Raw genomic sequence first — 25287 nt, forward strand, 5'->3', positions numbered from 1 at the left:
ATTCCCGTCTTGACCTTACTTTACATAGGATTTTGTTATAACCCTTGCCATGTGGCTGTCATGGCTTACATTTTACATTTTGTTGCATTGGCTGTGACGGTTGCGACAGAACCCGGTTACACCCCGCAGACAGTGCGCCATTCGTGTTTACAGTAATGTAACCTTCCCGTAAAATGCCCGGCACACTTTAACCGCCACCAGATCCCCCTGAATTGAGGTCGTTAAATGAGACTCAGGAAATACAATAAAAGTTTGGGACTGCTGTCATTATTCGCAGGCACTGTTTTACTCAGTGGCTGCGATGCTGCGCTTCTCAACCCCAAAGGACAGATTGGACTGGAGCAACGTTCACTGATACTGACCGCCCTCGGGCTGATGTTGATTGTCGTGATTCCAGCCATCTTGATGGCTATTGGCTTCGCCTGGAAATATCGGGCAACCAATAAGGACGCAAAATACAGCCCCAACTGGTCACACTCCAACAAAGTTGAAGCTGTTGTCTGGACCATCCCGATCCTTATCATCATTTTCCTTGCAGTACTGACATGGAAAACCACGCACTCGCTCGAACCCAGCCGTCCGCTGGATCACGATGCGAAGCCGGTGACCATCGAAGTTATCGCAATGGACTGGAAGTGGTTCTTCATTTATCCGGAGCAGGGTATCGCAACGGTCAATGAAATCGCGTTCCCGGCGAACACGCCTGTGGAATTCAAAATCACCTCCAACTCGGTGATGAACTCCTTCTTTATTCCGCGCCTGGGTAGCCAGATCTACGCAATGGCAGGTATGCAGACCAAACTGCACCTGATTGCGAACGAAGCCGGCACCTACGACGGTATTTCTGCTAACTACAGTGGTGCAGGTTTCTCCGGCATGAAGTTCAAGGCAATCGCCACGCCGGATAACGAGACCTTCAACCAGTGGGTGGCCAAAGCGAAGCAGTCTGGCAAAACCATTAACGATATGGCGACCTACGACAAGCTGGCGGCCCCGAGCGAATACAACAAAGTCGAATACTTCTCCAGCGTAAAACCGGATTTGTTTAAAGATGTCATTAACAAATTCATGGGACCTGGGAAGAGCATGGATATGACTCAGTCTGAAGGGGAGCATAACGCCCACGAAGGCATGGAAGGCATGGACATGAATCACGCGGAAACCTCTCACTAAGGGGCCGAGGAATAATACGATGTTCGGAAAACTTACACTGGATGCAATCCCGTACCATGAGCCAATTATCATGGTTACGGTGGCTGCCATTATCGTCGGGGGTCTGGCGCTAGTTGCAGCTATCACTTACTTCGGTAAGTGGTCTTATCTGTGGAACGAGTGGCTCACGTCTGTGGACCACAAACGTCTGGGGGTAATGTATATCCTCGTGGCTATCGTGATGCTGGTTCGCGGCTTCGCGGACGCCATCATGATGCGTACCCAGCAATTGCTGGCGGCCTCCGGCGAAGCCGGATTCCTGCCGCCGCATCACTACGATCAGATCTTTACCGCCCACGGCGTTATCATGATCTTCTTCGTGGCGATGCCGTTCGTTATCGGTCTGATGAACCTGGTGGTTCCGCTGCAGATCGGCGCGCGCGACGTGGCATTCCCCTTCCTGAACAACCTGAGCTTCTGGTTCACCGTTGTCGGGGTAATCCTTGTGAACGTCTCTCTGGGCGTGGGCGAATTTGCTCAGACCGGTTGGGTGGCTTATCCGCCGCTCTCGGGTATTGAGTACAGTCCAGGCGTTGGGGTGGACTACTGGATCTGGAGTCTCCAGCTCTCCGGTATTGGTACGACACTGACCGGTATCAACTTCTTCGTGACCATTCTGAAGATGCGTGCGCCGGGCATGACCATGTTCAAAATGCCGGTATTCACCTGGGCGTCGCTGTGTACTAACGTCCTGATTATCGTCTCCTTCCCGATCCTGACCGTCACTATCGCGTTGCTGACCCTGGACCGCTATCTGGGCACCCATTTCTTTACCAACGATATGGGTGGCAACATGATGATGTACGTGAACCTGATCTGGGCCTGGGGCCATCCGGAAGTGTACATCCTGGTTCTGCCGGTGTTTGGTGTGTTCTCTGAAATCACCTCCACCTTCTCGAAGAAACGTCTGTTTGGTTACACCTCCCTCGTTTGGGCGACCATCGCGATCACCGTGCTGTCGTTCATCGTGTGGCTGCACCACTTCTTCACCATGGGTAGTGGCGCGAACGTTAACGCCTTCTTTGGTATCACCACGATGATTATCGCCATCCCGACCGGGGTGAAGATCTTCAACTGGCTGTTTACCATGTATCAGGGCCGTATTCAGTTCCACTCCTCCATGCTGTGGACCATCGGCTTCATCATCACCTTCTCCATCGGTGGTATGACCGGCGTTCTGTTGGCGGTACCGGGCGCAGACTTCGTACTGCACAACAGCCTGTTCCTGATTGCGCACTTCCATAACGTCATCATCGGCGGCGTGGTATTTGGTTGCTTCGCAGGTATGAGCTACTGGTGGCCGAAAGCCTTTGGCTACAAGATGAACGAAACCTGGGGCATCCGTGCGTTCTGGTTCTGGATCATCGGCTTCTTCGTAACCTTTATGCCGCTGTACGCCATGGGCTTCATGGGTATGACGCGTCGTGTGAGCCAGAACATCGACCCGATGTTCCAGCCGCTGATGATTGTCGCGGAAATCGGTGCGCTGCTGATCGCGTGCGGTATCCTGTGCATCATCCTGCAGATCTACGTGAGTATCCGTGACCGTCACCTGAACCGTGACCTGACTGGCGACCCGTGGGGCGGCCGTACGCTGGAGTGGGCAACCTCTTCTCCGCCGCCGTTCTATAACTTCGCAGTAGTGCCTGAAATCCACGAGCGCGACGCGTTCTGGGAAATGAAAGACAAAGGTGAAGCTTACAAGCAGCCGGCGCACTATGAAGAAATTCATATGCCGAAGAACAGCGCAGCAGGCATTTTCATTGGCGCGTTCAGCACCATCTTTGGCTTCGCGATGATCTGGCACATCTGGTGGCTGGCTATCGTGGGCTTCGCGGGTATCGTTATTACCTGGATTGCGAAGAGCTTCGATGAAGACGTGGATTACTACGTACCGGTAGCCACCGTTGAGAAACTGGAAAACCAGCACTTCGAAGAAATCACCAAAGCAGGGCTGAAAAATGTCAACTGAGAGCATTAATCACGAACTTGCCCATGGCAGCCATGAGCATGGGCACCACGATGCAGGAGCCAATAAGGTCTTTGGCTTCTGGATCTACCTGATGAGCGACTGCATTCTCTTTGCATGTCTGTTTGCCACCTATGCCGTTCTCGTGAACGGCACGGCGGGGGGCCCGACCGGGAAAGACATTTTCGAACTGCCGTTTGTGCTGGTTGAAACTTTCCTGCTGTTGTTCTCCTCCATCACGTATGGCATGGCGATGATCGCCATGAACAACAACAAACAGAGCCAGGTGATGTCCTGGCTCGCCCTGACCTTCCTGTTTGGCGCAGGGTTCGTGGCGATGGAAATCTATGAATTCCATCATCTGATCGCCGAAGGCTTCGGCCCGGATAAGAGCGGCTTCCTATCCGCGTTCTTTACCCTGGTCGGCACCCACGGTATCCACGTGACCTCTGGCCTTATCTGGATGGTGGTGATGATGATTCACGTCTCCCGCCGCGGTCTGACCCACAATAACCGCGCGCGTCTGATGTGCCTGAGCATGTTCTGGCACTTCCTGGATGTCGTGTGGATCTGTGTGTTCTCTGTAGTCTATCTGATGGGGGCGATGTAATGAGTCATTCAACCGATCACAACGGCGCCCACCACGGTGGCGTCAAGACGTACCTGATCGGGTTTATCCTGTCGGTCATTCTGACAGTAATCCCGTTCTGGATGGTCATGAACGGCTCCGCGTCTCACGGCACCCTGCTGGGTGTGGTCGTGGCAACCGCAGTCGTACAGATTCTGGTTCACCTGGTGTGCTTCCTGCACATGAACGCCTCCTCTGAGGAGCGCTGGAACCTGGTAGCCTTTGTCTTTACGTTGCTGATTATCGCGATAGTAGTGGTAGGCTCTATCTGGATTATGTGGAACCTGAATTACAACATGATGGTTCACTAAGAGCGGCGAGTATGATTAAGCAATACCTGCAAGTAACGAAACCAGGCATCATCTTCGGCAACCTGATATCGGTTATCGGGGGATTCCTGCTGGCTTCCAAAGGCAGCATCGACTATCCCCTGTTCCTTTTCACCCTCGTGGGGGTGTCGCTGGTCGTGGCGTCCGGTTGTGTGTTCAACAACTACATCGACCGTGATATTGACCGCAAAATGGAGCGCACGAAAAACCGTGTGCTGGTGAAGGGACTGATTTCGCCGAAAATGTCGCTGGTGTACGCCACCTTGCTGGGTATTGCTGGCTTTATGCTGCTCTGGTTCGGCGCGAACCCGCTGGCGATGTGGCTGGCGGTCATGGGCTTTGTGGTGTATGTCGGGATCTATAGCCTGTACATGAAACGCCACTCGGTCTATGGCACGCTGATTGGCTCGCTGTCGGGCGCCGCGCCGCCGGTTATCGGTTACTGCGCGGTGACCAACGAGTTCGATACCGGCGCGTTGATCCTGCTTGCGATTTTCAGCCTGTGGCAGATGCCGCACTCCTATGCGATTGCAATCTTTCGCTTCAAGGATTATCAGGCCGCCAATATTCCGGTGCTGCCGGTGGTAAAAGGGATCTCTGTGGCGAAAAACCACATTACCCTTTATATCATCGCCTTCGCCGTGGCGACCCTGATGCTCTCGCTGGGCGGATATGCCGGGTATAAATACCTGGTGGTGGCGGCAGCGGTCAGCGTCTGGTGGCTTGGCATGGCCCTGCGTGGCTATAAGGCTGAAAACGACAAAGTCTGGGCGCGTAAGCTGTTTGTGTTCTCGATTGTCGCCATCACCTCGCTGAGCGTGATGATGTCCGTCGATTTCATGGTGCCGGATTCACATAATCTGCTGACTTACGTCTGGTAAGTCATCGATGCGAAAAAGGGTGCTGCGGCACCCTTTTTTATTGCTGTAATCTGGTGCGCGATTTATTGGCAGCATTAATAGTTAACCCTTGAAATATTTTCTAAATAACCCGGCATTTACCCTCCCCTGCCCTCGCACTACACTAAGACCTGCTTTTTATCTGAGGTGGTAATGAACGATAACAAAATGACGCCAGTCGAGTTGCGCGCGACATGGGGTTTAGGGACGGTCTTTTCTTTGCGCATGCTCGGTATGTTTATGGTACTGCCGGTCATTACTACTTACGGAATGGCGCTCCAGGGCGCAAGCGAGGCGTTGATTGGCCTCGCCATTGGTATTTACGGCCTCGCGCAGGCGATTTTCCAGGTGCCGTTTGGCCTGCTCTCTGACCGCATCGGCCGCAAGCCGCTCATTGTCGGGGGCCTGGCGATTTTCGTTGTCGGCAGCCTGGTGGCAGCGCTGACCGATTCCATCTGGGGCATTATTCTCGGGCGCGCGCTACAGGGCTCCGGCGCGATCGCCGCGGCCGTCATGGCGTTGCTGTCCGATCTCACCCGCGAACAGAACCGCACTAAAGCGATGGCGTTTATCGGCGTCAGCTTTGGCGTGACGTTCGCCATTGCGATGGTGCTCGGGCCGATTATCACGCACGCGCTCGGCCTGCATGCGCTGTTCTGGATGATTGCGGTGCTCGCCACCGCAGGCATCATCATCACGCTCTGGGTTGTGCCTGACAGCCGCAATCACGTGCTGAACCGCGACTCCGGCATGGTTAAGGGCTGCTTTCGCAAAGTACTGGCGGAGCCGACGCTGCTGAAGCTCAACTTCGGCATCATGTGCCTGCATATTTTGCTGATGTCGACCTTCGTTGCCCTGCCCGGCCAGCTTGAAGCGGCAGGCTTTCCGGCGGCGGCGCACTGGAAAGTCTATCTCTGCACGATGCTGATTTCGTTTGTCTCGGTGGTGCCGTTTATCATCTATGCCGAAGCGAAGCGCAAAATGAAGCGCGTGTTTCTCTTCTGCGTGGCGCTGCTGCTGATTGCGGAAATCGTGCTCTGGGGCGCAGGCCCGCACTTCTGGGAGCTTATCGTCGGCGTTCAGTTGTTCTTTGTAGCGTTTAACCTGATGGAAGCACTACTGCCGTCGCTTATCAGTAAAGAGTCGCCGGCGGGCTATAAAGGCACAGCGATGGGCGTCTACTCCACCAGCCAGTTCCTGGGCGTGGCCATTGGCGGATCGCTCGGCGGCTGGGTCGATGGCCTGTTTGACTCGCAAACCGTGTTTCTGGTGGGTGCGCTGCTGGCGACCGTCTGGCTGCTGGTGAGTACGACCATGAAAGAGCCGCCCTATGTCAGCAGTATTCGCGTGGAAATCCCGCCTGACGTGGCCGCCGATGAAACACTGGCGCAGCGTTTACGCGAAAGCGCGGGCGTCAGCGAAGCGATTGTGGTGGCCGATGAGCGTAGCGCGTATCTCAAAATCGACACCAAAGTGACGAACCGCGTTGAGATAGAGCAGCGAATGTCTGGCGCTTAAGCCATCAGTAAAGAAAAAGGGCGGAAAATCCGCCCTTTTTTGTGCCGTCGGTTCGGCTGCCGCTTAGTCGCGGAAGTTGTTGAACTGGAACGGCTGGCCGAGGTTACCGCCGCGCACCAGCGCAATGGTCTGCTGAAGATCGTCGCGGGCTTTACCGGTGACGCGCACCTGCTCGCCCTGGATCTGCGCCTGGACTTTAAGCTTGCTGTCTTTAATCAGCTTCACGATTTTCTTCGCCATTGCGGAATCGATGCCCTGCTTGAGCTTCGCTTCCACGCTCCAGGTTTTCCCGCTATGATCGAACTCTTCCGGCACCTCGATGGAGCTGCCTTCAATGCCGCGTTTCAGCAGCTTCGCGCGCAGGATATCCAGCAGCTGGTTAACCTGGAAATCAGATTCGCTCGTCACTTTAATAGTCTGGTTTTTTTCGTTCAGCTCGAAGCTTGCGGTCACGTTGCGAAAGTCGAAACGGGTTTCGAGCTCGCGCGTCGCGTTCTCTACCGCGTTCTGCACTTCGCGCATATCGACCTCAGAGACAATGTCAAAAGATGGCATGTTTTCTATCTCCCTCACAGTATGTGCGTTGCATAATACCCGCAAAGGCGCATAACACAACCCGGAAACCGGCGGCAGGCGAAAGCCTAAGCGCTCACGTTATAATAGACGTATGACATAACGCCTGGCGCTGTTGCGGGCGAGGAGGAACCATGAAAATTACCGTGCTTGGCTGCGGCGCGTTAGGCCAGCTCTGGATGAGCGCGCTGCATAAACAAGGTCACGAGGTGCAGGGATGGCTGCGGGTGCCGCAATCGTCATACAGCGTGAATCTGCTGGAAATCGACAACAGCGCGTTTCAGCACACCTTTACGACTAACGACAGCGAGTTTCTGGCGAAAAGCGAACTGCTGCTGGTGACGCTGAAAGCCTGGCAGGTTTCTGACGCGGTAAGCACGCTGGCGACCCGGCTACCAGCCGCCAGCCCGATTCTGCTGCTGCATAACGGGATGGGCACGCTTGATGAACTGCGCGCCGTAACACAGCCGCTGCTGGCGGGCGTGACGACCCACGCGGCGCGGCGCGAAGGCAACCAGGTAATCCACGTCGCCTGCGGCACCACGCATATCGGGCCAGTCACGCCCGGCGCGCAGGATGACTCCCGGCTGGCGGCGCTGCTCCAGCAGGCGCTGCCGGATGTCGCCTGGCACGATAACGTCAACGTCTCGCGCTGGATAAAACTGGCCGCCAACTGCGTGATTAACCCGCTGACGGCGCTTTATAACTGCCCGAACGGCGACCTGCGCATGCGTCAGGACGAAGTGCGCGAGATCTGCGCCGAAGTCGCCCTGGTGATGCAGCGCGAAGGTCATCACACGTCGCCGGAGAGCCTGCTCTATTACATCAATCAGGTGATTGAGAGCACCGCCGCCAATATTTCCTCGATGCTGCAGGATATCCGCCAGCAGCGCCACACCGAGATAGATTACATCACCGGCTATCTGCTGCGCCGCGCCAGAGCGCATGGCCTGACGCTGCCGGTTAACAGCCGTCTGTATGAACAGATTAAACGCAAGGAGAATGAGTATGAGCGCATCGGCACTGGTATGCCTCGCCCCTGGCACTGAAGAGACCGAAGCGGTCACCACCATCGATTTGCTGGTACGCGGTGGGATTAATGTCACCACCGCGAGCGTCGCCAGCGACGGCAATCTGACTATCACCTGCTCGCGTGGCGTCCGGCTGCTGGCGGATGCGCCGCTGGTGGAAGTCGCCGACGGCGATTTCGATGTGATTGTTCTGCCGGGCGGCCTGAAAGGTGCCGAAGCGTTTCGCGACAGCCCGCTGCTGGTCGAAACGGTGCGTCAGTTTCATCTCTCAGGACGCATTGTCGCGGCCATCTGCGCGGCGGCGGGCACGGTACTGGTGCCGCACGAGCTCTTCCCGATCGGCAATATGACCGGTTTTCCGGCGCTGAAAGAGACGATCCCGGACGATCAGTGGCAGGATAAGCGCGTCGTCTGGGATCCTCGCGTCAATCTGCTCACCAGCCAGGGACCGGGCACCGCGATTGATTTCGCGCTCAAGATTATCGATCTGCTGGTCGGGCGCGAAAAAGCGCATGAGGTGGCAGGACAACTGGTGCTGGCCGCGGGTATTTACAGCTATCGTGACTACTAAGCATTATCCCGTTAACCACAGACATAAAAAAATCCCCTCGGTTGAGGGGATTTTTGTCTCTGCACAACGCGTGTGCGTTACGGACGGTAGACTTTTACGTTCTTAAAGCCCTGCTCCAGCAGATAAAGCGCCTGCAGACGGCTCATCACGCCGCGCTCGCACCACAGCAGGTACGTTTTGCTCTGGTCAAGATCGCCAAATTTCGTGCTGAGCTTGTAGAACGGCAGCGAAACCACCTCAACGCCGTCGACCACCAGCGGTTTTTCATCCTGCTCATCGACGGAGCGGATATCCAGAATCGCGTCGTTCGGGCCGAAACCGTTAACGGTTTCCACTTCCACCACCTGCTGTTCGGTCTGCTCGGCGATTTCACGGATATCCACGTTGGTGGCTTCCGCCACGACGCGGTCGAGGATAGAGAAATCGAAATTCGCCTCTTCGGCTTCGATTTTCCCTTTCACGGCCTTCACGGTCGGGCTTTTTGAAATCACGCCGCAATATTCCGGCATGGTGCGGGCAAAATCTTCGGTACCGATTTTACGGGCGATATCAATGATGTGTTCTTTGTCGTAAGAGATAAGCGGGCGCAGCACCAGCGTATCGGAAACATTATCGATAAGACGCAGGTTGGTCAGCGTCTGGCTGGAGACCTGGCCCAGCGCTTCGCCGGTGACCAGCGCCTGCACGCCGTAGCGTTCCGCCACTTTCGAGGCCGCACGCACCATCATACGCTTGAGCACCACGCCCATCTGGCCGTCGTCCACTTTCTCAAGGATTTCGCCGACAACCGGCTCAAAGTTAATCGCCACAAAACGCACGCGGTGCGAGCTGCCAAAACGGCTCCACAGATAGTGCGCCACCTGGCGCACGCCGATTTCATGCGCCGCGCCGCCCAGGTTAAAGAAGCAGTAGTGCACGCGGCAGCCGCGACGCATCAGCATATAGCTGGAGACGCCGGAATCGAAACCGCCGGAAATCAGCGACAGCACATCTTCCTGGGTGCCGATCGGGAAACCGCCGATGCCTTCATAGCGGCCTTTGATAAGCAACAGGCGATCGTCTTCTATCTCCAGATTCACGGTGACGTCAGGCTGCTTGAGTTTGACGCGGGCAGATTCAATATGCTGATTTAAACCGCCGCCGACGTAGCGCTCCACTTCAATCGAGCTAAACTCATGTTGACCGCGTCGCTTAACGCGCACGCAGAACGTTTTCCCTTCGAGCTGCTCACGCCAGTTGGCGAGCGCCTTCTCAAAAATGTCATGCATGTCCGTGAACGGGACGTCGTCCACCTCAAGCACATGATGAATGCCGGGAATACGGGTCAGGGCGTCAAGCACGGTATCGTGCTGGGTTTCATCTTTAATACGCACTACGATATGGTCCCAGTGGCGAACCACGGCAAGGTTTTCATCGTAGTGTTTCAGGACGTTACGAATATTCCCGGTCAGGATTTTTATAAAGCGCAACCGCACAGACTGGCTTTTAATGGTGATTTCCGGGAATAATTTAATGATAAACTTCATGGTGGCTATGATTCGTTGGCAAGCCCACCGGGGCTTAGAAAATGGTACAGCAGGCAGAACCGCGCCTGCATCGTGAGCCCGGCAGTATATCATCATCGCGATGTCACTGCGCCTATTACCAACCCACAAGGCGTTATTTGCTAATCTTTGCGTCTCCGCTACCATGCAGTGTCGCTAACATGACCGTTAACCCATAGAGTCAGACATTTACTATGCCGAAGAAAAATGAACAGCCGGCCAGTTTCGAAACGGCCCTGACGGAGCTTGAGCAGATTGTCACCCGTCTGGAAAGCGGCGACCTGCCGCTGGAAGAAGCGCTGAATGAATTTGAGCGCGGCGTGCAGCTCGCGCGCCAGGGCCAGGTAAAACTGCAGCAGGCTGAGCAGCGCGTTCAGATCCTGCTGTCTCAGAATGAAGACGCGCCTCTTACCCCCTTCACGCCGGACGCCGAGTAACGATGGATTTCAGTCAACAGCTTCAGGCGCAGGCCGAGCGGGCCAATCGCGCGTTACAGCATTTTATCGGCGAACTGCCGTTTCAGAAGAGTCCACTGGTTGAGGCGATGCTCTACGGCACATTATTAGGCGGTAAACGCCTGCGGCCGTTTCTGGTGTACGCCACCGGCGAGATGTTTGGGGTTAACCCGACAGCGCTGGACGCCCCGGCGGCAGCGATTGAGTGTATTCACGCCTATTCGCTGATGCATGACGATCTGCCTGCCATGGACGACGACGATCTGCGTCGCGGACAGCCGACCTGCCATATTCGCTTTGGTGAAGCGAGCGCTATTCTTGCGGGCGACGCCCTGCAAACGCTGGCGTTTTCGATATTAAGCGACACGCCGATGGAAAACGTGGCGCTGCGCGACCGGCTCGCGATGGTGTCTGAGCTCGCGAAGGCCAGCGGTGTGGCGGGCATGTGCGGCGGCCAGGCGCTCGATCTCGAAGCCGAAGGCCAGCAGGTGGATCTTGACGCGCTGGAGCGTATCCATCGCCATAAAACGGGCGCGCTCATCCGCGCCGCCGTGCGAATGGGCGCGCTGTGTGCGGGCGATAAAGGCCGCGACGCGCTGGTCTACCTCGACAGCTATGCAGAAAGCATCGGCCTCGCCTTCCAGGTACAGGATGACATTCTGGATGTGGTGGGTGATACTGCAACCCTTGGAAAACGCCAGGGGGCCGATCAGCAACTTGGCAAAAGCACCTACCCCGCCCTGCTGGGTCTTGAGCAAGCCCAGGCGAAAGCGCGCAGTCTGTGCGATGACGCCCTGGCGGCGCTGGCGCCGCTGAAAGCACAAGCGCTGGATACCGCGACACTGGAAGCGTTAGCGAATTTCATAATCCAACGTGATAAATAAACGTATAACACCACGATGAGTCTCTGATGAGTTTTGATACTGCCAAATACCCGACCCTGGCGCTGGTGGACTCCACTGCGGAGCTGCGCCTGTTGCCAAAAGAGAGTTTGCCGAAGCTGTGCGATGAGCTGCGTCGTTACCTGCTCGACAGCGTGAGCCGCTCCAGCGGACACTTCGCCTCCGGGCTTGGCACGGTGGAACTCACCGTGGCGTTGCATTACGTCTACAACACGCCGTTCGACCAGCTTATCTGGGACGTGGGTCATCAGGCGTATCCGCATAAAATCCTGACTGGCCGCCGCGACCGCATCGGCACTATCCGCCAGAAAGGCGGCCTGCACCCCTTCCCGTGGCGCGGCGAGAGCGAATATGACGTATTAAGCGTCGGCCATTCGTCCACCTCCATCAGCGCCGGTATCGGCATTGCCGTCGCCGCGGCGCGCGAAGAGAAAAACCGCCGCACCGTCTGCGTGATCGGCGATGGCGCGATCACCGCGGGTATGGCGTTTGAGGCAATGAACCACGCGGGCGATATTCGCCCCGATATGCTGGTTATCCTGAACGACAACGAGATGTCGATTTCCGAGAATGTCGGCGCGCTCAATAACCATCTGGCGCAACTGCTTTCCGGCAAGCTCTATTCACGGCTTCGCGAAGGCGGCAAGCGCGTATTCTCTAACGTTCCGCCCATCAAAGAGCTGCTTAAACGTACCGAAGAGCACATCAAAGGCATGGTGGTGCCGGGCACGCTGTTTGAAGAGCTGGGCTTTAACTATATCGGCCCGGTGGATGGTCACGACGTGCTGGGGCTGGTGCATACGCTGAAAAACATGCGCGATCTCAAAGGCCCGCAGTTCCTGCACATCATGACCAGGAAAGGCCGTGGTTATGAGCCGGCGGAAAAAGATCCGATCACCTTCCACGCGGTGCCGAAATTCGATCCGGAAAGCGGCACGCTGCCGAAAAGCAGCGGCGGCCAGCCGAGCTATTCGAAGATTTTCGGCGACTGGCTGTGCGAAACCGCGGCCAAAGACGACAAGCTGATGGCTATCACGCCCGCCATGCGCGAAGGCTCCGGCATGGTGGAGTTCTCCCGCCAGTATCCGGCGCAATACTTCGACGTGGCGATCGCCGAGCAGCACGCGGTGACCTTCGCGGCGGGGCTGGCGATTGGCGGCTATAAGCCGGTCGTCGCGATTTACTCCACGTTTCTGCAACGCGCCTATGACCAGGTTATCCACGACGTCGCTATCCAGAAGCTGCCGGTGCTGTTCGCTATCGATCGTGCGGGCATCGTCGGCGCTGACGGCCAGACGCACCAGGGCGCGTTCGATCTCTCCTATCTGCGCTGCATCCCGGACATGGTTATCATGACCCCGAGCGATGAAAACGAGTGCCGCCAGATGCTGTTTACCGGCTATCACTATAACGATGGCCCGAGCGCCGTTCGCTATCCGCGCGGCAACGCGCTCGGCGTCACGCTGGAGCCGCTCCAGAAGCTGCCCATCGGCAAAGGCGTAGTGAAACGCCACGGTGAAAAAGTGGCGCTGCTCAACTTCGGTACGCTGCTGCCGGAGGCCACCCAGGCCGCCGAAGCGCTTAACGCCACGCTGGTGGATATGCGTTTTGTGAAGCCGCTTGATGAAGCGCTGATTATGGAGCTTGCCGAACGCCATGAGGCGCTGGTCACTATTGAAGAAAACGCCGTGATGGGCGGTGCCGGTAGCGGCGTAAACGAAGTGCTGATGGCGAAGCGCAAACCGGTGCCGGTGCTGAATATCGGCCTGCCGGATCACTTCATTCCTCAAGGTACGCAGGACGAAGCGCGCGCCGAGATCGGCCTCACGGCTTTGGGCATCGAACAACGCGTGCGGGACTGGCTCGCCTGACCCCTGCTCTGTTTCCGCTCCTGCTATGCTTAACGGTAACCTTTGTGACCCTAAAGCAGGAGCGGAACCATGCAATACAAGCAATTAGGAAAAACCGACCTTCAGGTTTCCCGTCTGTGCCTGGGCTGTATGACTTTTGGCGAGCCGGATCGCGGTAACCACGCCTGGACTCTCCCCGAAGAAAGCAGCCGCCTTATCATCAAACACGCCATCGACGGCGGCATTAACTTTTTCGATACCGCTAATAGCTACTCCGATGGCAGCAGCGAAGAGATTGTCGGCCGCGCGCTGCGCGATTTCGCGCGACGTGAAGAGGTCGTCGTCGCCACCAAAGTTTATCACCAGGTTGGCGACCTGCCGCAGGGGCTTTCCCGCCCGCTGATCCTGCGCTCCATTGACGACAGCCTGCGCCGCCTCGGTATGGACTATGTCGACCTGCTGCAAATCCACCGCTGGGACTACGACACGCCGATAGAAGAGACCCTGGAAGCCCTTAACGACGTGGTGAAAGCCGGTAAAGCGCGTTATATCGGCGCTTCATCCATGCACCCGCACCAGTTTGAACAGGCGCTGCGGCTGCAAAAAGAGAACGGCTGGGCCCCGTTCGTCACTATGCAGAACCACTACAACCTGATTTATCGTGAAGAAGAACAGGAGATGCTGCCGCTCTGCTATCGCGAGGGCGTGGCCGTGATCCCGTGGAGCCCGCTGGCGCGCGGGCGTCTGACCCGCCCGTGGGGCGAAACTACGGCGCGTCTTGTCTCCGATGAGTTCGGTAAAACGCTCTACAGCGAAACCGAAGAGAACGACGCGAAAATCGCTGAACGGCTGGCGTTCATCGCCGGAGATAAAGGCGTGAGCCGCGCCCAGGTGGCGCTGGCCTGGCTTTTAAGCAAACCCGGCGTCGTCGCACCGATTATCGGCGCCTCGCGCGAGGAGCAGTTGCAGGAGCTGATTGAGGCGGTTGACGTGACGCTCACCCGTGAAGAGATGGCCGAGCTGGAGACGCCTTATAAAGCGCACCCGGTGGTAGGTTTTAAATAAAAGCAGATAATAAAACAGCCCTCGTCGCAGAGGGCTGTTTTGTTTAAATCAGGCCGATGGGCCAGTGATGGCCAATCCAGTAGAGAAGCCCCGCCGAGATAATCCCCGCCACGATATCATCCACCATGATCCCCATGCCGCCGTGAACGTTACGGTCAAACCAGCGGATAGGCCAGGGCTTCCACATATCGAAAATACGGAAAATCACAAACCCGGCGGCGACCCACTGCCAGTCATTCGTCGGCAGCGCCATCAGCGTTATCCACATGCCGATAAACTCATCCCAGACGATACTGCCGTGGTCATGCACGCCCATATCTTTGGCGGTCTGATGACAGAGATAGACGCCAAGGCTGATGCCAAACATCACCACCAGCGAGTAGAGCTGCCAGGGTAAAAAAGTCATCAGATACCAGAACGGGATCGCCGCAAGCGACCCCATCGTGCCCGGCACCCACGGGCTTAAGCCGCTGCCAAACCCGGTGGCGAGCAGATGCCACGGATTGCGTAAATTCAGCCGGCTTTTGGCGACATCTTTATTAAATGTGCGTTTCGAAGTGGTCATATCCTTTCCAGTCGAGCGTTACCGGCGCGCCATCGCGTAAAAATACCATCCCTTCCGCCGCCGTGGTGAGCTGGCCGATGCAGGTCACAGGCACGCCAAGATGGTTAACCGCGACTTCCAGCGCGCCACGATTGATCTCCGACACCGTAAAACAGAGCTCATAATCTTCACCGCCCGACAGCGCCCAGCGCAGCGCCTGCTCCGGATCAACGTGGTGGGAGAGCGCGTCGGAGTATGGCAGCTCGTTAAGCTCAATACGCGCGCCGCAGTCGCTCGCCTTCAGAATATGCCCGAGATCGGAAATCAGCCCGTCGGAGAGATCGATAGCGGCGCTGGCCAGCCCACGCAATGCCTGGCCGTGCAGCACGCGCGGCGTCGGGCGCAGATGGCGCTTCACCAGATAGCCTGCGTCGCTGGCATCTTCGACGTGAAGCCGCTTTTGCAAAATCGCGAGCCCGGCTGCGCTGTCGCCCGGCGTGCCGGTGATATACACCCAGTCGCCAGGCCGCGCGCCAGAGCGCTTCAGCGCCCGTCCGGCGGGAACAAAGCCGTGAATGCCGAGCGTCATAGAAAGCGGGCCGCGGGTGGTGTCGCCGCCGATAAGCTGCATATCGTAGTAGTTGAGCTGTTCAAAGAGGCTGTCGCTGAACGCTTCAAGCCAGGGTTCGTTCACCTCCGGCAGGGTCAGCGCCAGCGTCAGCCATGCCGGATCGGCGCCCATCGCCGCCAGATCGCTGACATTCACCGCCAGCGCCTTGTAGCCGAGATCGCGCGGATCGATATCCGGTAAAAAGTGAATGCCCGACACCAGCGTGTCGGTGCTGATAGCCAGGGTTTGCTTCTCCGGCACGGTTAATAGCGCGCAGTCGTCGCCAATGCCGGTCTCGACATCAAGACGAGAGCTTCTGACCCGATCGAAGTAACGTGCAATCAGGGAAAACTCGCCGCATGACATAAGGTTACGCCTCAACAGATGAGAAGAAGAAAAGGCCGGGATCCCGGCCTCAGACAGCAGACGAAGAACCGCAGGTTTCTTCGTATTGATGACCATAGTAGACAATCGCCAGCTTTTTGCCCGCCTGAAGCACAGAACGGTAAAAGAAAACGAGCGTCAGGTCTCGCCTGCCGGTGGCAGGCGGCGATTACTTTTTGTTAGGGCGGATGTGCGGCGCGGCTTTATCAAGCACGCCGTTGACGAACTTGTGGCTGTCTTCAGCGCCGAAGACTTTCGCCAGCTCAATCGCTTCGTTGATGGCCACTTTGTATGGCACATCGTCGCGTTTTGAGAGTTCGAACAGCGCGATGCGCAGCACTGCTTTCTCCACCTGCCCCAGCTCTTCGAGCTGACGGGACAGGTACGGCTTCATCAGGCCGTCGAGATAGCCGCTGTTGGTCGCCACCCCGGAGAGCAGTTCGCGGAAATACATTACGTCCACATCTTTGACATCCTGTTCCGCCAGGAACTGGTATTCAACATCGGCGATGTCATTGTGGGACAACTGCCAGGAGTAAAGCGCCTGGACGGCACACTCACGGGCGCGGCGACGAGCAGCAGGTTTCACGGAATTCCCCTTACAAAAAAATCAGGCCTGGATAGCCTTCAGGACATTAATCATTTCAAGCGCGGTCAGCGCCGCTTCGGCGCCCTTGTTCCCGGCTTTTGTGCCAGCGCGTTCGATGGCTTGTTCAATACTTTCAGTGGTGAGTACGCCAAAAGCTACCGGAATTTCGCTGTGCTGCGCCACGTGGGCCAGACCGTTGCTGGCGCCGCCGGCAACATATTCGAAATGCGCGGTGCCGCCGCGAATCACCGTACCGAGCGCAATCACCGCGTCATATTTTGCGGTTTTCGCCAGTGCCTGAGCCGCCAGCGGCAGCTCGTAAGCGCCCGGCACCCACACGACGGTGATATTTTCATCTTTTACCTGACCAATGCGTTTCAGGGCGTCGATAGCGCCTTCCAGCAGACTGTCGTTGATGAAGTTGTTGAAACGCGCAATGGCGATGGCGACGCGAGCGTCCGGGGCAGCAACGGTAGCTTCAATAATGTTCATACTCTTACCTTAGGGTTATGTAGCCCCCGCAGGGGGGCGGATTTTATCATACTCTTTCGCGCACTGCTTACGTTTTACGTCCCGCCGTCAGGCGAGCGTCAGGCGCAGGCGCAAATCGGGGCCTACCTGAACGGCGTCGCGAAATTCCAGACGCGGCGCGTCGGCGAGCCGCTCAAGACCTGGCAAGGCGAACAGCCCGCGGGCCTCGCTGCCGAGCAGTTTCGGCGCCATATAAACAATCAGCTCATCTACCAGCCCCGCCTGAAGCAGCGCGCCGGCGAGCTGCGGGCCCGCTTCAACCCACAGGCTGTTCACCTGGCGTTTGCCGAGCTGCATCATAAGCAACACCAGATCGAGCTTGCCGTTATGCACGGGCGTCGGCAGTTGTTCGACACCCTCTGGCCAGACGGTGTCGTCCGGGCAGGCGCGGGCAAGCCACGTCTCGCCGGGCTGATTGACAATCTTGTGCGCGGGCGTCACCTGATTCTGGCGGTCGAGCACGATCCGCAGCGGCTGGCGCAGGTTTTCACGTGGATAAACCGCCTGCGTCTCTTCGCCGAGCTCATCCCAGCGCACGGTCATTGACGGATCGTCGGCCAGCACCGTGGCGCTGGTAGTGAGGATAGCATGGCTTTCGGCGCGCAGACGCTGCACGTCGCGACGCGCCTGCGGCGAGGTTATCCACTGGCTTTCGCCGCTCGCCATCGCCGTGCGGCCGTCAAGCGACGCGCCGAGCTTGAGCTGAATAAACGGAAAACCGGTGCGCATACGCTTGAGAAAGCCTTTATTAAGCGCTTCGGCCTCGCTCATCATCAGGCCATGACTGACCTCAATGCCCGCCTGCTGAAGACGGTACAGGCCCCGGCCCGCCACCTGCGGGTTCGGGTCCTGCATTGCCGCGACAACGCGCGCGACGCCCGCGTTAATCAGCGCATCGCAGCACGGCGGCGTGCGTCCGTGGTGGCTACAGGGTTCAAGCGTGACATACGCGGTAGCACCGCGCGCCTTGTCGCCCGCCATGCGCAGCGCATGCACTTCGGCATGCGGCTCGCCGGCGCGCAGATGAAAGCCTTCGCCGACGATTACGCCATCTTTAACAATCACGCAGCCCACGCGCGGATTCGGATGCGTGGTAAAACGTCCCTGGCCCGCGAGCTTAAGCGCGCGCGCCATGTAAAATTCGTCAGACATCGGTTAATCCTGTAAGCGGGCGATCTCTTCGCCGAATTCGCGGATATCTTCAAAGCTGCGGTAGACCGAGGCAAAACGGATATAGGCGACTTTATCGAGCTTTTTAAGCTGCTCCATCACCAGATTGCCGATAAGTTTGCTCGGCACCTCGCGCTCGCCGGTCGCGCGCAGATGGGATTTGATATGGTTGATGGCCATCTCCACGTCATCGGAGCTGACCGGGCGTTTTTCCAGCGCTTTTTGCATGCCGCTGCGCAGTTTGTCTTCATTAAAAGGCTCGCGCACGTCGTTGCTTTTCACCACGCGCGGCATGACCAGTTCCGCGACTTCAAAGGTCGTGAAACGTTCATTACACACCAGGCACTGGCGGCGGCGGCGCACCGAGGAGCCCTCTCCCACCAGGCGGGAATCGATCACTTTAGTGTCAACGGCGAAACAGAACGGGCAATGCATAGCGCTTCCTGACTGAAAAAGTTAACTGAACAACAGTTTACCCTGAACTGGCGGGACTACAAAGACGCAACCTTTTTGAGACAAAGGCGCTATGCCGGATGCCCCGTTACGCTCTACCATAAAAAGACCGCCACTCTTTCAGGAAAAGCGAACAATGACAACACGTTATCTGAAATGGTCTATCGTCGCCAGCGCACTGGCCTTAAGCGCCTGCGCCCCGCAGAGCGAAGTACGCCAGATGCACCAGAATGTCAGCACGCTCAATCAGGAGATGACGAAGCTCAAGCAGGAGACTGTCAAAATCACGCAGCAGAACGCGCTGAATGTGAAATCGAAAAGCGGCGTCTACCTGCTGCCGTGCTCTAACACGCCCGCTCGCTTAAGCAGCCAGCTCGGTATGCTGAAAATGTCGCTGCGCAACGTCACGGCGGGCGCGAACGGCACACAGGCGACGCTGTTTATCCAGAGCGAATCCAGTGAGGCGCTGCCCGCCTTTACCGGCACCGTCGAATGGGGCCAGTTACAGGGCACCACCGAAAATTACCGGGAAGTGAACGTGCAGAACCAGCCGTTCAGCGCACCTGCCAGCACGCTGGCGCCGAGTGATGTTTCCATTCCCCTGACGCTGACCGGCATCACGCCAGAACAGCTGGGCTTTATCCGCGTGCATGATATCCAGCCGCTTATCGCCGGTGACGCCGTCGTCGCGCCCTGAGTGCCTCAGCATCTGTGGCGCGGAGTTTGTTACATTCGCGCCGCTCGCTTTTCTTGCTTTTCTCGCGCCGTAAATTCCTCATCTATTCCCTGCCGCTTCGCAAAAATGGTGTAACAGGAGTTGGCTTAGTTCCCTTATGCCGCTAGAATCCGCGTTCCGATGTACGCAAACGCGAACGCAATCGATTACGTACATGACAAGAATGTGAAACGCCACATATTTTTGTGAGGCTGGATACTTATAATAGGCAGCACAATTTATGCGGCGGCGGTTTAACCGCGTTGCGCGAAAGCATTACTCCACCCAGAAATGGGGATTTCCTGAAAACAGTGGCTCTATTATGAAAAAAATTGTTTTAGCTGCCGGTGCAGCCCTGGCGCTCTCCACCTCTTTTACTGCCGGCGCGGCAGAAACCAGCAATAGTGAGTTTGTTTCCGACTGGTGGCACCAGAGCGTAAACGTGGTGGGCAGCTACCACACACGCTTCGGACCGACCATCCGCAACGATACCTATCTGGAATATGAAGCGTTCGCCAAAAAAGACTGGTTTGATTTCTACGGCTACGCGGACGCCCCGGTCTTCTTCGGTGGTAACTCCGATGCTAAAGGGATCTGGAACCACGGTTCCCCGCTGTTTGTGGAAATCGAACCGCGTTTCTCTATCGATAAGCTGACCGGCACCAGCCTGGCGTTCGGCCCGTTCAAAGAGTGGTATTTCGCGAATAACTATATCTACGATATGGGCCGCAACGCTTCTGGCCGTCAGAGCACCTGGTATATGGGTCTTGGTACCGATATCGACACCGGCCTGCCGATGAGCCTCTCCCTGAACGTTTATGCCAAATACCAGTGGCAGAACTACGGTGCAGAAAACCAGAACGAGTGGGACGGCTACCGCTTTAAAGTGAAATACTTCGTGCCGATCACCCAGCTGTGGGGCGGCAACCTGAGCTATATCGGTTTTACCAACTTTGACTGGGGTTCAGACCTCGGTGATAAAGGCGGTTATGCGCTCAATGGCGTGAAAGCCCGCACTAACGATTCCATCGCCTCCAGCCATATTCTGGCGCTGAATTACGATCACTGGCACTACTCCGTGGTCGCGCGTTACTGGCACAACGGCGGTCAGTGGAACGATGATGCGCAATTAGCCTTCACTAACTACAACACCCGCACTACGGGCTGGGGTGGTTACCTGGTGGTAGGTTACAACTTCTAAGCCTTACCCCGCTGAACCTGTGAAAAAGCCAGCGTCTGCTGGCTTTTTTTATGGGCGTTGATTATCACGCCCTGCTGTTAGCCGCCACAGATATACGTTCATCGCCTTTTCTTTTTTCTCACCTATTCATATCAAGGCGAAAAAAAACCGCAGGCCTGACCCTGCGGTTTTATTAACGTAAAACGCTGCTGCGCGATTACGGCAGAAGAGACGGTTGATCCGCGCCCTCTTTTTCCACCTTCTGCTGCAACAGGTGTTCACGCTTCATGCCAAGCTTCAGCGCCAGAGCGGAAGCGACATAAATGGACGACGCCGTACCGATAGAGACACCGATAAGCATGGTCAGCGAGAAGCCCTGCAGCATCGCGCCGCCGAACAGATAAAGCATCAGGATCACGACAAGCGTTGTACCGGATGTGATTAACGTCCTTTGCAGCGTCTGGGTCAGCGACACGTTAAAGATTTCGTAAGGCGTTCCGCGACGGATCTTGCGGAAGTTCTCACGAATACGGTCAGAAACCACGATGCTGTCGTTGAGCGAGTAACCAATAACCGACATCAGCGAGGCGATGATGGTCAGGTCAATCTCAATCTGGAACAGCGACAGCACGCCCATGGTGATAATGACGTCGTGCGCCAGCGCGATAACCACACCGGCCGCCAGACGCCACTCAAAGCGGAACCCGACGTAAACCAGAATGGAGAGCAGCGCGACCAGCAACGCCATCGCGCCCGCCTGGGCGAGGTCAGCGCCTACGCTCGGGCCGACAAACTCGATACGTTTTACCGCCGCGTTCTGGCCGGTGGCCTGGTTAATGACGTTCACCACTTTGGTGCCAAGTGCCTGACCGCCGGTTTCACCCTGGGCAGGCGGCATACGGACCATGATGTCGCGGCTGCTGCCGAAGTTCTGCAGCAGCGGCTCTTCAAAGCCCGCTTTTACCAGCGACTCGCGCATTACATCCAGATCCGCCGGTTTTTCCAGGCCAATCTCGATAACCGTACCGCCGGTAAAATCGAGACCCCAGTTAAACCCGCGTACGCCCATCACCACGATAGAGGCGACAAGCAGCAGGCCGGAAATGGCGAAGGCCCAGTAGTCCCAGCGCATAAAGTCATAGACTTTGCGGCCGTGGTTCAATTGTTCAACAGTATATTCCTGTGCCACAACGCACTCCTCAGATAGACAGCTTGTTGATGCGTTTGCCGCCGTACAACAGGTTCACAATGGCACGGGTACCGACAATAGCGGTGAACATGGAGGTCGCCACGCCGATACCGGTCGTGATAGCAAACCCTTTAATCGCGCCGGTTCCCACTGCGTACAGGATGATGACCTTAATCAGCGTCGTGACGTTGGCGTCGAAAATCGAGCTGAACGCCCCGCGATAACCTTCGTCAATCGCCTGCTGCACCGAACGGCCGTTGCTGAGCTCTTCTTTGATACGCTCGTTTATCAGCACGTTCGCATCCACCGCGACCGCAAGGGTTAACACGATCCCCGCGATACCCGGCATGGTGAGCGTCGCGCCCGGCAGCAGCGACATAATGCCGACGATCAGCACCAGGTTCGCCAGCAGCGCCGTAGTGGCGATAAGACCGAACTTCTTATAAAACAGGATCATAAACAGAATGGAGACCGCGAGGCCCGCCAGACACGCTTCCAGACCCTGAGTGATGTTCTGCATACCCAGCGTCGGGCCGATGGTGCGCTCTTCCACAATCTGAATCGGCGCAATCAGCGCGCCCGCACGCAGCAGCAGCGAAAGCTGACGCGCTTCGTTCGGGTTATCGATGCCGGTAATCACAAAGTTCTGACCAAGACGCGCCTGAATCGTCGCGACGTTAATCACTTCTTCCTGTTTTACCAGGATGCTGCGGCCGTTGGCGTCTTTCTTACCGCTGTCCTTATATTCCACAAAGAGCGTCGCCATCGGTTTATGGATGTTGTCTTTGGTGAAATTGGACATGATATTGCCGCCCGAGCTATCGAGCGAAATATTTACCTGCGGCATGTTGTACTGGTCAACGCCGGAGGTGGAATCGGTAATATGGTCACCGGTCAGGATAACGCGTTTGTACAGCACAACCGGCTGGCCTTCACGAGTCATCTTCACTTCAGAATCGCCTGGAACACGGCCTGTTGCGGCGGCTGAACGGTCAACAGAACTGTTAACCAGACGGAATTCCAGCGTCGCGGTCGCGCCGAGGATTTCTTTCGCGCGAGCGGTATCCTGAATACCCGGCAGCTCGACCACGATGCGGTCAGCGCCCTGACGCTGCACCAGCGGCTCGGCAACGCCCAGCTGGTTCACGCGGTTACGCAGGATATTGATGTTCTGCTGAACGGCATATTCACGCGCTTCGCGCAGACGCTCATCAGACATCACCGCGCGCAGGCTGTTATCGCCCTGGCTTGAGATAACCATGTCGCGGTGGCGGCTCGTCAGATAAGAGACCGCGGCGTCACGAATATCGCTGTCACGGAACTGAATCGTCACGCCGTAGTTATCGGCTTTACGCACGTTCGTCCAGCTCAGCCCTTTCTCGCGCAGATCGCTGCGCAGGCTGTCCATATTCTGTTCCTGGAGCTTACCAAGCGCGGTGTCCATATCCACTTCCATCAGGAAGTGAACGCCGCCGCGCAGGTCGAGACCCAGCTTCATCGGTTCGGCGGAAATAGCGGTAAGCCAGCGTGGGGTGGCAGGCGCGAGGTTAAGCGCAACGACGAATTGATCGCCCATCGTGCTCATCAGCGCTTCACGAGCGCGCAGCTGAGTATCGGTGGAGTCAAAGCGCGCGAGAATTGCGCCCTCTTCCAGAGCCACAGATTTCGCGGAAATTTTTTCTTTTTGTAACGTATTCTGGACCTGGATCAGCGTTTGCTCACTGGCGGCGACGCCGCGCGCGCCAGTGATTTGAACAGCCGGATCCTCACCATACAGGTTGGGAAGTGCATAAAGCAGGCCGACGATAAGCACGGCGACCAGCATGAGGTACTTCCACAAAGGATAACGGTTTAACACGGCAGTTCCCTTTGGGAAAACAATGGATTACAGCGCCTTCATGGTGCCTTTCGGCAGGACGGCTGCGACGAAGTCACGCTTGATAACCACTTCGGTGGTGTCGTTCAGGGCGATAGCAATGTAGCCGTTTTCCGCTACTTTGGTCACGCGCCCCACCAGACCACCGTTAGTGAGCACTTCATCCCCTTTGGCGATGGAGCTCATCAGGTTTTTATGCTCTTTAGCGCGCTTCTGCTGCGGACGCAGGATCATGAAATAGAAAATCAGACCAAACACGACCAGCATCAGGATCAGAGACATCGGGCTGCCCTGCGCCGGCGCACCACCAGCGGCTACCGCGTCAGAAATAGAAAAGCTCATTCAAATTCCCTCATTATTAAATTAATCAACGTTCAACGGTGGCACCGGCCGCCCCTGGCGTTGGTAGAAATCCGCGACGAAGTGCTCTAATTTACCCTCTTCAATAGCCTTGCGTAAACCAGCCATTAAGCGCTGATAGTGGCGAAGGTTATGAATGGTATTAAGCCGCGCGCCCAGTATTTCGTTGCAACGGTCGAGATGATGCAAGTAGGCGCGTGAATAATTGCGACAGGTATAGCAATCACACTCAGGATCCAGCGGCCCCGTATCGCTTTTGTACTTCGCGTTGCGGATTTTCACTACGCCTTCGGTGACGAAAAGATGGCCGTTGCGCGCGTTGCGCGTCGGCATGACGCAGTCGAACATATCGATGCCGCGACGCACGCCTTCGACCAGATCTTCCGGCTTGCCCACCCCCATCAGGTAGCGCGGCTTGTCCGCCGGGATCTGCGGGCAGACATGCTCAAGAATACGGTGCATATCTTCCTTCGGCTCGCCGACAGCCAGGCCGCCGACAGCGTAGCCATCAAAGCCTATCTCTACCAGACCTTTCACGGAGATATCGCGTAAATCTTCGTAAACGCTGCCCTGAATAATGCCGAACAGCGCGTTTTTGTTGCCAAGGCTGTCAAAGCGATCGCGGCTGCGTTTCGCCCAGCGCAGGGACATCTCCATAGAGCGCTTCGCGTAGTCCCAGTCTGCGGGGTACGGGGTGCACTCATCGAAGATCATCACGATGTCAGAACCGAGATCGAACTGGATCTCCATCGATTTTTCCGGGTCGAGGAAGATAGGATCGCCGTTGATCGGGTTACGGAAATGCACGCCCTGCTCGGTGATTTTGCGAATATCGCCCAAGCTAAAGACCTGGAAGCCGCCGGAATCGGTCAGGATAGGGCCTTTCCACTGCATAAAATCGTGCAGGTCGCCGTGCAGCTTCATGATCTCCTGGCCAGGACGCAGCCAGAGGTGAAAGGTATTGCCGAGGATAATCTGCGCGCCGGTGGCTTCCACTTCTTCCGGCGTCATGCCTTTGACGGTGCCGTAGGTGCCCACGGGCATAAACGCCGGGGTTTCCACGACGCCGCGATCAAATACCAGGCGGCCGCGGCGCGCGCGGCCATCGGTCGTATCAAGTTCGAATTTCACGTTTTTCTC

At 56.8% G+C, this 25287-nt stretch carries 26 protein-coding genes; 14 read left to right on the top strand and 12 right to left on the bottom strand.

Annotated elements, in window-relative coordinates; translation table 11 throughout:
* Nucleotides 1-225: 225 nt before the first annotated feature.
* The 6 genes from cyoA to AFK66_RS14345 all read left to right on the top strand — a co-directional run bounded on the left by cyoA (nucleotide 226) and on the right by AFK66_RS14345 (nucleotide 6555).
* A complete protein-coding gene (gene cyoA, locus AFK66_RS14320) occupies nucleotides 226-1173 on the top strand; it encodes a cytochrome o ubiquinol oxidase subunit II (RefSeq protein WP_004387737.1) in 948 nt (315 codons plus the stop codon).
* Between the two features lie 19 nt (nucleotides 1174-1192).
* The gene (gene cyoB / locus AFK66_RS14325) at nucleotides 1193-3184 is read left to right on the top strand and encodes a cytochrome o ubiquinol oxidase subunit I (protein ID WP_004387738.1); all 1992 of its coding nucleotides are present in this window, start codon (nucleotides 1193-1195) and stop codon (nucleotides 3182-3184) included.
* On the top strand, nucleotides 3174-3791 hold the full coding sequence (locus AFK66_RS14330; protein WP_004387739.1) for a cytochrome o ubiquinol oxidase subunit III: 618 nt from the start codon (nucleotides 3174-3176) through the stop codon (nucleotides 3789-3791). The genes cyoB and AFK66_RS14330 overlap by 11 nt, the downstream gene beginning before the upstream one ends.
* Complete coding sequence (locus AFK66_RS14335; protein WP_004387740.1) at nucleotides 3791-4120, top strand: cytochrome o ubiquinol oxidase subunit IV; 330 nt, start codon at nucleotides 3791-3793, stop codon at nucleotides 4118-4120. Before AFK66_RS14330 ends, AFK66_RS14335 begins: the two co-directional genes overlap by 1 nt.
* 11 nt (nucleotides 4121-4131) lie before the next feature.
* Nucleotides 4132-5019 (top strand): heme o synthase, encoded by an 888-nt coding sequence (gene cyoE / locus AFK66_RS14340; protein WP_004387741.1) that lies wholly within the window; start codon nucleotides 4132-4134, stop codon nucleotides 5017-5019.
* A gap of 171 nt (nucleotides 5020-5190) precedes the next feature.
* The gene (locus AFK66_RS14345; protein ID WP_007781344.1) at nucleotides 5191-6555 is read left to right on the top strand and encodes an MFS transporter; all 1365 of its coding nucleotides are present in this window, start codon (nucleotides 5191-5193) and stop codon (nucleotides 6553-6555) included.
* A gap of 63 nt (nucleotides 6556-6618) precedes the next feature.
* Here the strand turns inward: AFK66_RS14345 and AFK66_RS14350 are convergent, their stop codons facing one another.
* Nucleotides 6619-7110: a YajQ family cyclic di-GMP-binding protein gene (locus AFK66_RS14350; protein WP_004387743.1), complete on the bottom strand. Its 492-nt coding sequence runs from the start codon at nucleotides 7108-7110 to the stop codon at nucleotides 6619-6621.
* Nucleotides 7111-7262: 152 nt separating this feature from the next.
* On the opposite strand from AFK66_RS14350, the gene panE reads away from it, so the two are divergent.
* A complete protein-coding gene (gene panE, locus AFK66_RS14355) occupies nucleotides 7263-8177 on the top strand; it encodes a 2-dehydropantoate 2-reductase (protein WP_007781341.1) in 915 nt (304 codons plus the stop codon).
* Entirely contained in the window at nucleotides 8137-8730 is a 594-nt protein-coding gene (yajL, locus tag AFK66_RS14360) for a protein deglycase YajL (RefSeq protein ID WP_004387745.1), read from the top strand. The genes panE and yajL overlap by 41 nt, the downstream gene beginning before the upstream one ends.
* A gap of 77 nt (nucleotides 8731-8807) precedes the next feature.
* On the opposite strand, the gene thiI is transcribed toward yajL, so the two are convergent.
* Nucleotides 8808-10256, bottom strand: coding sequence for a tRNA uracil 4-sulfurtransferase ThiI (gene thiI / locus AFK66_RS14365; RefSeq protein WP_023899250.1), 1449 nt, complete (start codon nucleotides 10254-10256; stop codon nucleotides 8808-8810).
* A 212-nt stretch (nucleotides 10257-10468) separates the two neighbouring features.
* On the opposite strand from thiI, the gene xseB reads away from it, so the two are divergent.
* From xseB to AFK66_RS14385, 4 genes are all read left to right on the top strand, one after another.
* Complete coding sequence (gene xseB / locus AFK66_RS14370) at nucleotides 10469-10711, top strand: exodeoxyribonuclease VII small subunit (protein WP_004387747.1); 243 nt, start codon at nucleotides 10469-10471, stop codon at nucleotides 10709-10711.
* A gap of 2 nt (nucleotides 10712-10713) precedes the next feature.
* Nucleotides 10714-11613, top strand: a complete 900-nt coding sequence (gene ispA / locus AFK66_RS14375) for a (2E,6E)-farnesyl diphosphate synthase (RefSeq protein ID WP_007781336.1) — start codon at nucleotides 10714-10716, stop codon at nucleotides 11611-11613.
* Between the two features lie 26 nt (nucleotides 11614-11639).
* On the top strand, nucleotides 11640-13502 hold the full coding sequence (gene dxs / locus AFK66_RS14380) for a 1-deoxy-D-xylulose-5-phosphate synthase (RefSeq protein ID WP_007781333.1): 1863 nt from the start codon (nucleotides 11640-11642) through the stop codon (nucleotides 13500-13502).
* A 69-nt stretch (nucleotides 13503-13571) separates the two neighbouring features.
* On the top strand, nucleotides 13572-14546 hold the full coding sequence (locus tag AFK66_RS14385) for an aldo/keto reductase (RefSeq protein ID WP_007781331.1): 975 nt from the start codon (nucleotides 13572-13574) through the stop codon (nucleotides 14544-14546).
* A gap of 43 nt (nucleotides 14547-14589) precedes the next feature.
* On the opposite strand, the gene pgpA is transcribed toward AFK66_RS14385, so the two are convergent.
* The 6 genes from pgpA to nrdR all read right to left on the bottom strand — a co-directional run bounded on the left by pgpA (nucleotide 14590) and on the right by nrdR (nucleotide 18809).
* Nucleotides 14590-15111, bottom strand: coding sequence for a phosphatidylglycerophosphatase A (pgpA, locus tag AFK66_RS14390; RefSeq protein ID WP_004387751.1), 522 nt, complete (start codon nucleotides 15109-15111; stop codon nucleotides 14590-14592).
* Entirely contained in the window at nucleotides 15086-16066 is a 981-nt protein-coding gene (gene thiL, locus AFK66_RS14395; RefSeq protein ID WP_007781329.1) for a thiamine-phosphate kinase, read from the bottom strand. Before thiL ends, pgpA begins: the two co-directional genes overlap by 26 nt.
* Nucleotides 16067-16253: 187 nt before the next feature.
* On the bottom strand, nucleotides 16254-16673 hold the full coding sequence (gene nusB / locus AFK66_RS14400) for a transcription antitermination factor NusB (RefSeq protein ID WP_004387753.1): 420 nt from the start codon (nucleotides 16671-16673) through the stop codon (nucleotides 16254-16256).
* Between the two features lie 21 nt (nucleotides 16674-16694).
* Nucleotides 16695-17165 carry a 6,7-dimethyl-8-ribityllumazine synthase gene (ribH, locus tag AFK66_RS14405; protein WP_004387754.1) on the bottom strand — a complete coding sequence of 157 codons (471 nt, stop codon included), beginning with the start codon at nucleotides 17163-17165 and terminating at the stop codon, nucleotides 16695-16697.
* A gap of 87 nt (nucleotides 17166-17252) precedes the next feature.
* Nucleotides 17253-18356 carry a bifunctional diaminohydroxyphosphoribosylaminopyrimidine deaminase/5-amino-6-(5-phosphoribosylamino)uracil reductase RibD gene (gene ribD, locus AFK66_RS14410; protein WP_023899252.1) on the bottom strand — a complete coding sequence of 368 codons (1104 nt, stop codon included), beginning with the start codon at nucleotides 18354-18356 and terminating at the stop codon, nucleotides 17253-17255.
* A 3-nt stretch (nucleotides 18357-18359) separates the two neighbouring features.
* Nucleotides 18360-18809: a transcriptional regulator NrdR gene (nrdR, locus tag AFK66_RS14415; RefSeq protein WP_004387756.1), complete on the bottom strand. Its 450-nt coding sequence runs from the start codon at nucleotides 18807-18809 to the stop codon at nucleotides 18360-18362.
* 154 nt (nucleotides 18810-18963) lie between these two features.
* Here nrdR and AFK66_RS14420 point away from each other — a divergent pair, with 154 nt between their 5' ends.
* Together AFK66_RS14420 and AFK66_RS14425 are read left to right on the top strand one after the other, a co-directional pair.
* Nucleotides 18964-19524: a SadB/YajI family lipoprotein gene (locus AFK66_RS14420; RefSeq protein WP_007781317.1), complete on the top strand. Its 561-nt coding sequence runs from the start codon at nucleotides 18964-18966 to the stop codon at nucleotides 19522-19524.
* A gap of 340 nt (nucleotides 19525-19864) precedes the next feature.
* The gene (locus tag AFK66_RS14425; RefSeq protein ID WP_032967964.1) at nucleotides 19865-20743 is read left to right on the top strand and encodes a nucleoside-specific channel-forming protein Tsx; all 879 of its coding nucleotides are present in this window, start codon (nucleotides 19865-19867) and stop codon (nucleotides 20741-20743) included.
* A gap of 196 nt (nucleotides 20744-20939) precedes the next feature.
* Here the strand turns inward: AFK66_RS14425 and secF are convergent, their stop codons facing one another.
* The 4 genes from secF to tgt are packed head-to-tail and all read right to left on the bottom strand — an operon-like array spanning nucleotide 20940 to nucleotide 25278.
* On the bottom strand, nucleotides 20940-21911 hold the full coding sequence (gene secF, locus AFK66_RS14430; RefSeq protein ID WP_004387760.1) for a protein translocase subunit SecF: 972 nt from the start codon (nucleotides 21909-21911) through the stop codon (nucleotides 20940-20942).
* A 10-nt stretch (nucleotides 21912-21921) separates the two neighbouring features.
* Nucleotides 21922-23769 (bottom strand): protein translocase subunit SecD, encoded by a 1848-nt coding sequence (secD, locus tag AFK66_RS14435; RefSeq protein ID WP_071603058.1) that lies wholly within the window; start codon nucleotides 23767-23769, stop codon nucleotides 21922-21924.
* Nucleotides 23770-23796: 27 nt separating this feature from the next.
* Complete coding sequence (gene yajC / locus AFK66_RS14440) at nucleotides 23797-24129, bottom strand: preprotein translocase subunit YajC (protein ID WP_023899254.1); 333 nt, start codon at nucleotides 24127-24129, stop codon at nucleotides 23797-23799.
* Nucleotides 24130-24150: 21 nt separating this feature from the next.
* A complete protein-coding gene (gene tgt / locus AFK66_RS14445; protein ID WP_004387763.1) occupies nucleotides 24151-25278 on the bottom strand; it encodes a tRNA guanosine(34) transglycosylase Tgt in 1128 nt (375 codons plus the stop codon).
* Nucleotides 25279-25287 lie beyond the last annotated feature (9 nt).

It is taken from the genome of Cronobacter malonaticus LMG 23826, from assembly GCF_001277215.2.
Taxonomy (GTDB): domain Bacteria; phylum Pseudomonadota; class Gammaproteobacteria; order Enterobacterales; family Enterobacteriaceae; genus Cronobacter; species Cronobacter malonaticus.

Excerpts from the sequence above, each read along its gene's own strand:
- AFK66_RS14425 (WP_032967964.1), top strand. The coding sequence starts at position 19,865 with ATGAAAAAAATTGTTTTAGCTGCCGGTGCAGCCCTGGCGCTCTCCACC.
- xseB (WP_004387747.1), top strand. The coding sequence starts at position 10,469 with ATGCCGAAGAAAAATGAACAGCCGGCCAGTTTCGAAACGGCCCTGACG.
- AFK66_RS14420 (WP_007781317.1), top strand. The coding sequence starts at position 18,964 with ATGACAACACGTTATCTGAAATGGTCTATCGTCGCCAGCGCACTGGCC.
- ribH (WP_004387754.1), bottom strand. The coding sequence starts at position 17,165 with ATGAACATTATTGAAGCTACCGTTGCTGCCCCGGACGCTCGCGTCGCC.
- cyoA (WP_004387737.1), top strand. The coding sequence starts at position 226 with ATGAGACTCAGGAAATACAATAAAAGTTTGGGACTGCTGTCATTATTC.
- AFK66_RS14330 (WP_004387739.1), top strand. The coding sequence starts at position 3,174 with ATGTCAACTGAGAGCATTAATCACGAACTTGCCCATGGCAGCCATGAG.
- cyoE (WP_004387741.1), top strand. The coding sequence starts at position 4,132 with ATGATTAAGCAATACCTGCAAGTAACGAAACCAGGCATCATCTTCGGC.
- thiL (WP_007781329.1), bottom strand. The coding sequence starts at position 16,066 with ATGTCATGCGGCGAGTTTTCCCTGATTGCACGTTACTTCGATCGGGTC.
- panE (WP_007781341.1), top strand. The coding sequence starts at position 7,263 with ATGAAAATTACCGTGCTTGGCTGCGGCGCGTTAGGCCAGCTCTGGATG.
- AFK66_RS14385 (WP_007781331.1), top strand. The coding sequence starts at position 13,572 with ATGCAATACAAGCAATTAGGAAAAACCGACCTTCAGGTTTCCCGTCTG.
- cyoB (WP_004387738.1), top strand. The coding sequence starts at position 1,193 with ATGTTCGGAAAACTTACACTGGATGCAATCCCGTACCATGAGCCAATT.
- ispA (WP_007781336.1), top strand. The coding sequence starts at position 10,714 with ATGGATTTCAGTCAACAGCTTCAGGCGCAGGCCGAGCGGGCCAATCGC.
- AFK66_RS14345 (WP_007781344.1), top strand. The coding sequence starts at position 5,191 with ATGAACGATAACAAAATGACGCCAGTCGAGTTGCGCGCGACATGGGGT.
- thiI (WP_023899250.1), bottom strand. The coding sequence starts at position 10,256 with ATGAAGTTTATCATTAAATTATTCCCGGAAATCACCATTAAAAGCCAG.
- nrdR (WP_004387756.1), bottom strand. The coding sequence starts at position 18,809 with ATGCATTGCCCGTTCTGTTTCGCCGTTGACACTAAAGTGATCGATTCC.
- AFK66_RS14335 (WP_004387740.1), top strand. The coding sequence starts at position 3,791 with ATGAGTCATTCAACCGATCACAACGGCGCCCACCACGGTGGCGTCAAG.
- AFK66_RS14350 (WP_004387743.1), bottom strand. The coding sequence starts at position 7,110 with ATGCCATCTTTTGACATTGTCTCTGAGGTCGATATGCGCGAAGTGCAG.
- ribD (WP_023899252.1), bottom strand. The coding sequence starts at position 18,356 with ATGTCTGACGAATTTTACATGGCGCGCGCGCTTAAGCTCGCGGGCCAG.
- dxs (WP_007781333.1), top strand. The coding sequence starts at position 11,640 with ATGAGTTTTGATACTGCCAAATACCCGACCCTGGCGCTGGTGGACTCC.
- yajL (WP_004387745.1), top strand. The coding sequence starts at position 8,137 with ATGAGCGCATCGGCACTGGTATGCCTCGCCCCTGGCACTGAAGAGACC.
- yajC (WP_023899254.1), bottom strand. The coding sequence starts at position 24,129 with ATGAGCTTTTCTATTTCTGACGCGGTAGCCGCTGGTGGTGCGCCGGCG.
- pgpA (WP_004387751.1), bottom strand. The coding sequence starts at position 15,111 with ATGACCACTTCGAAACGCACATTTAATAAAGATGTCGCCAAAAGCCGG.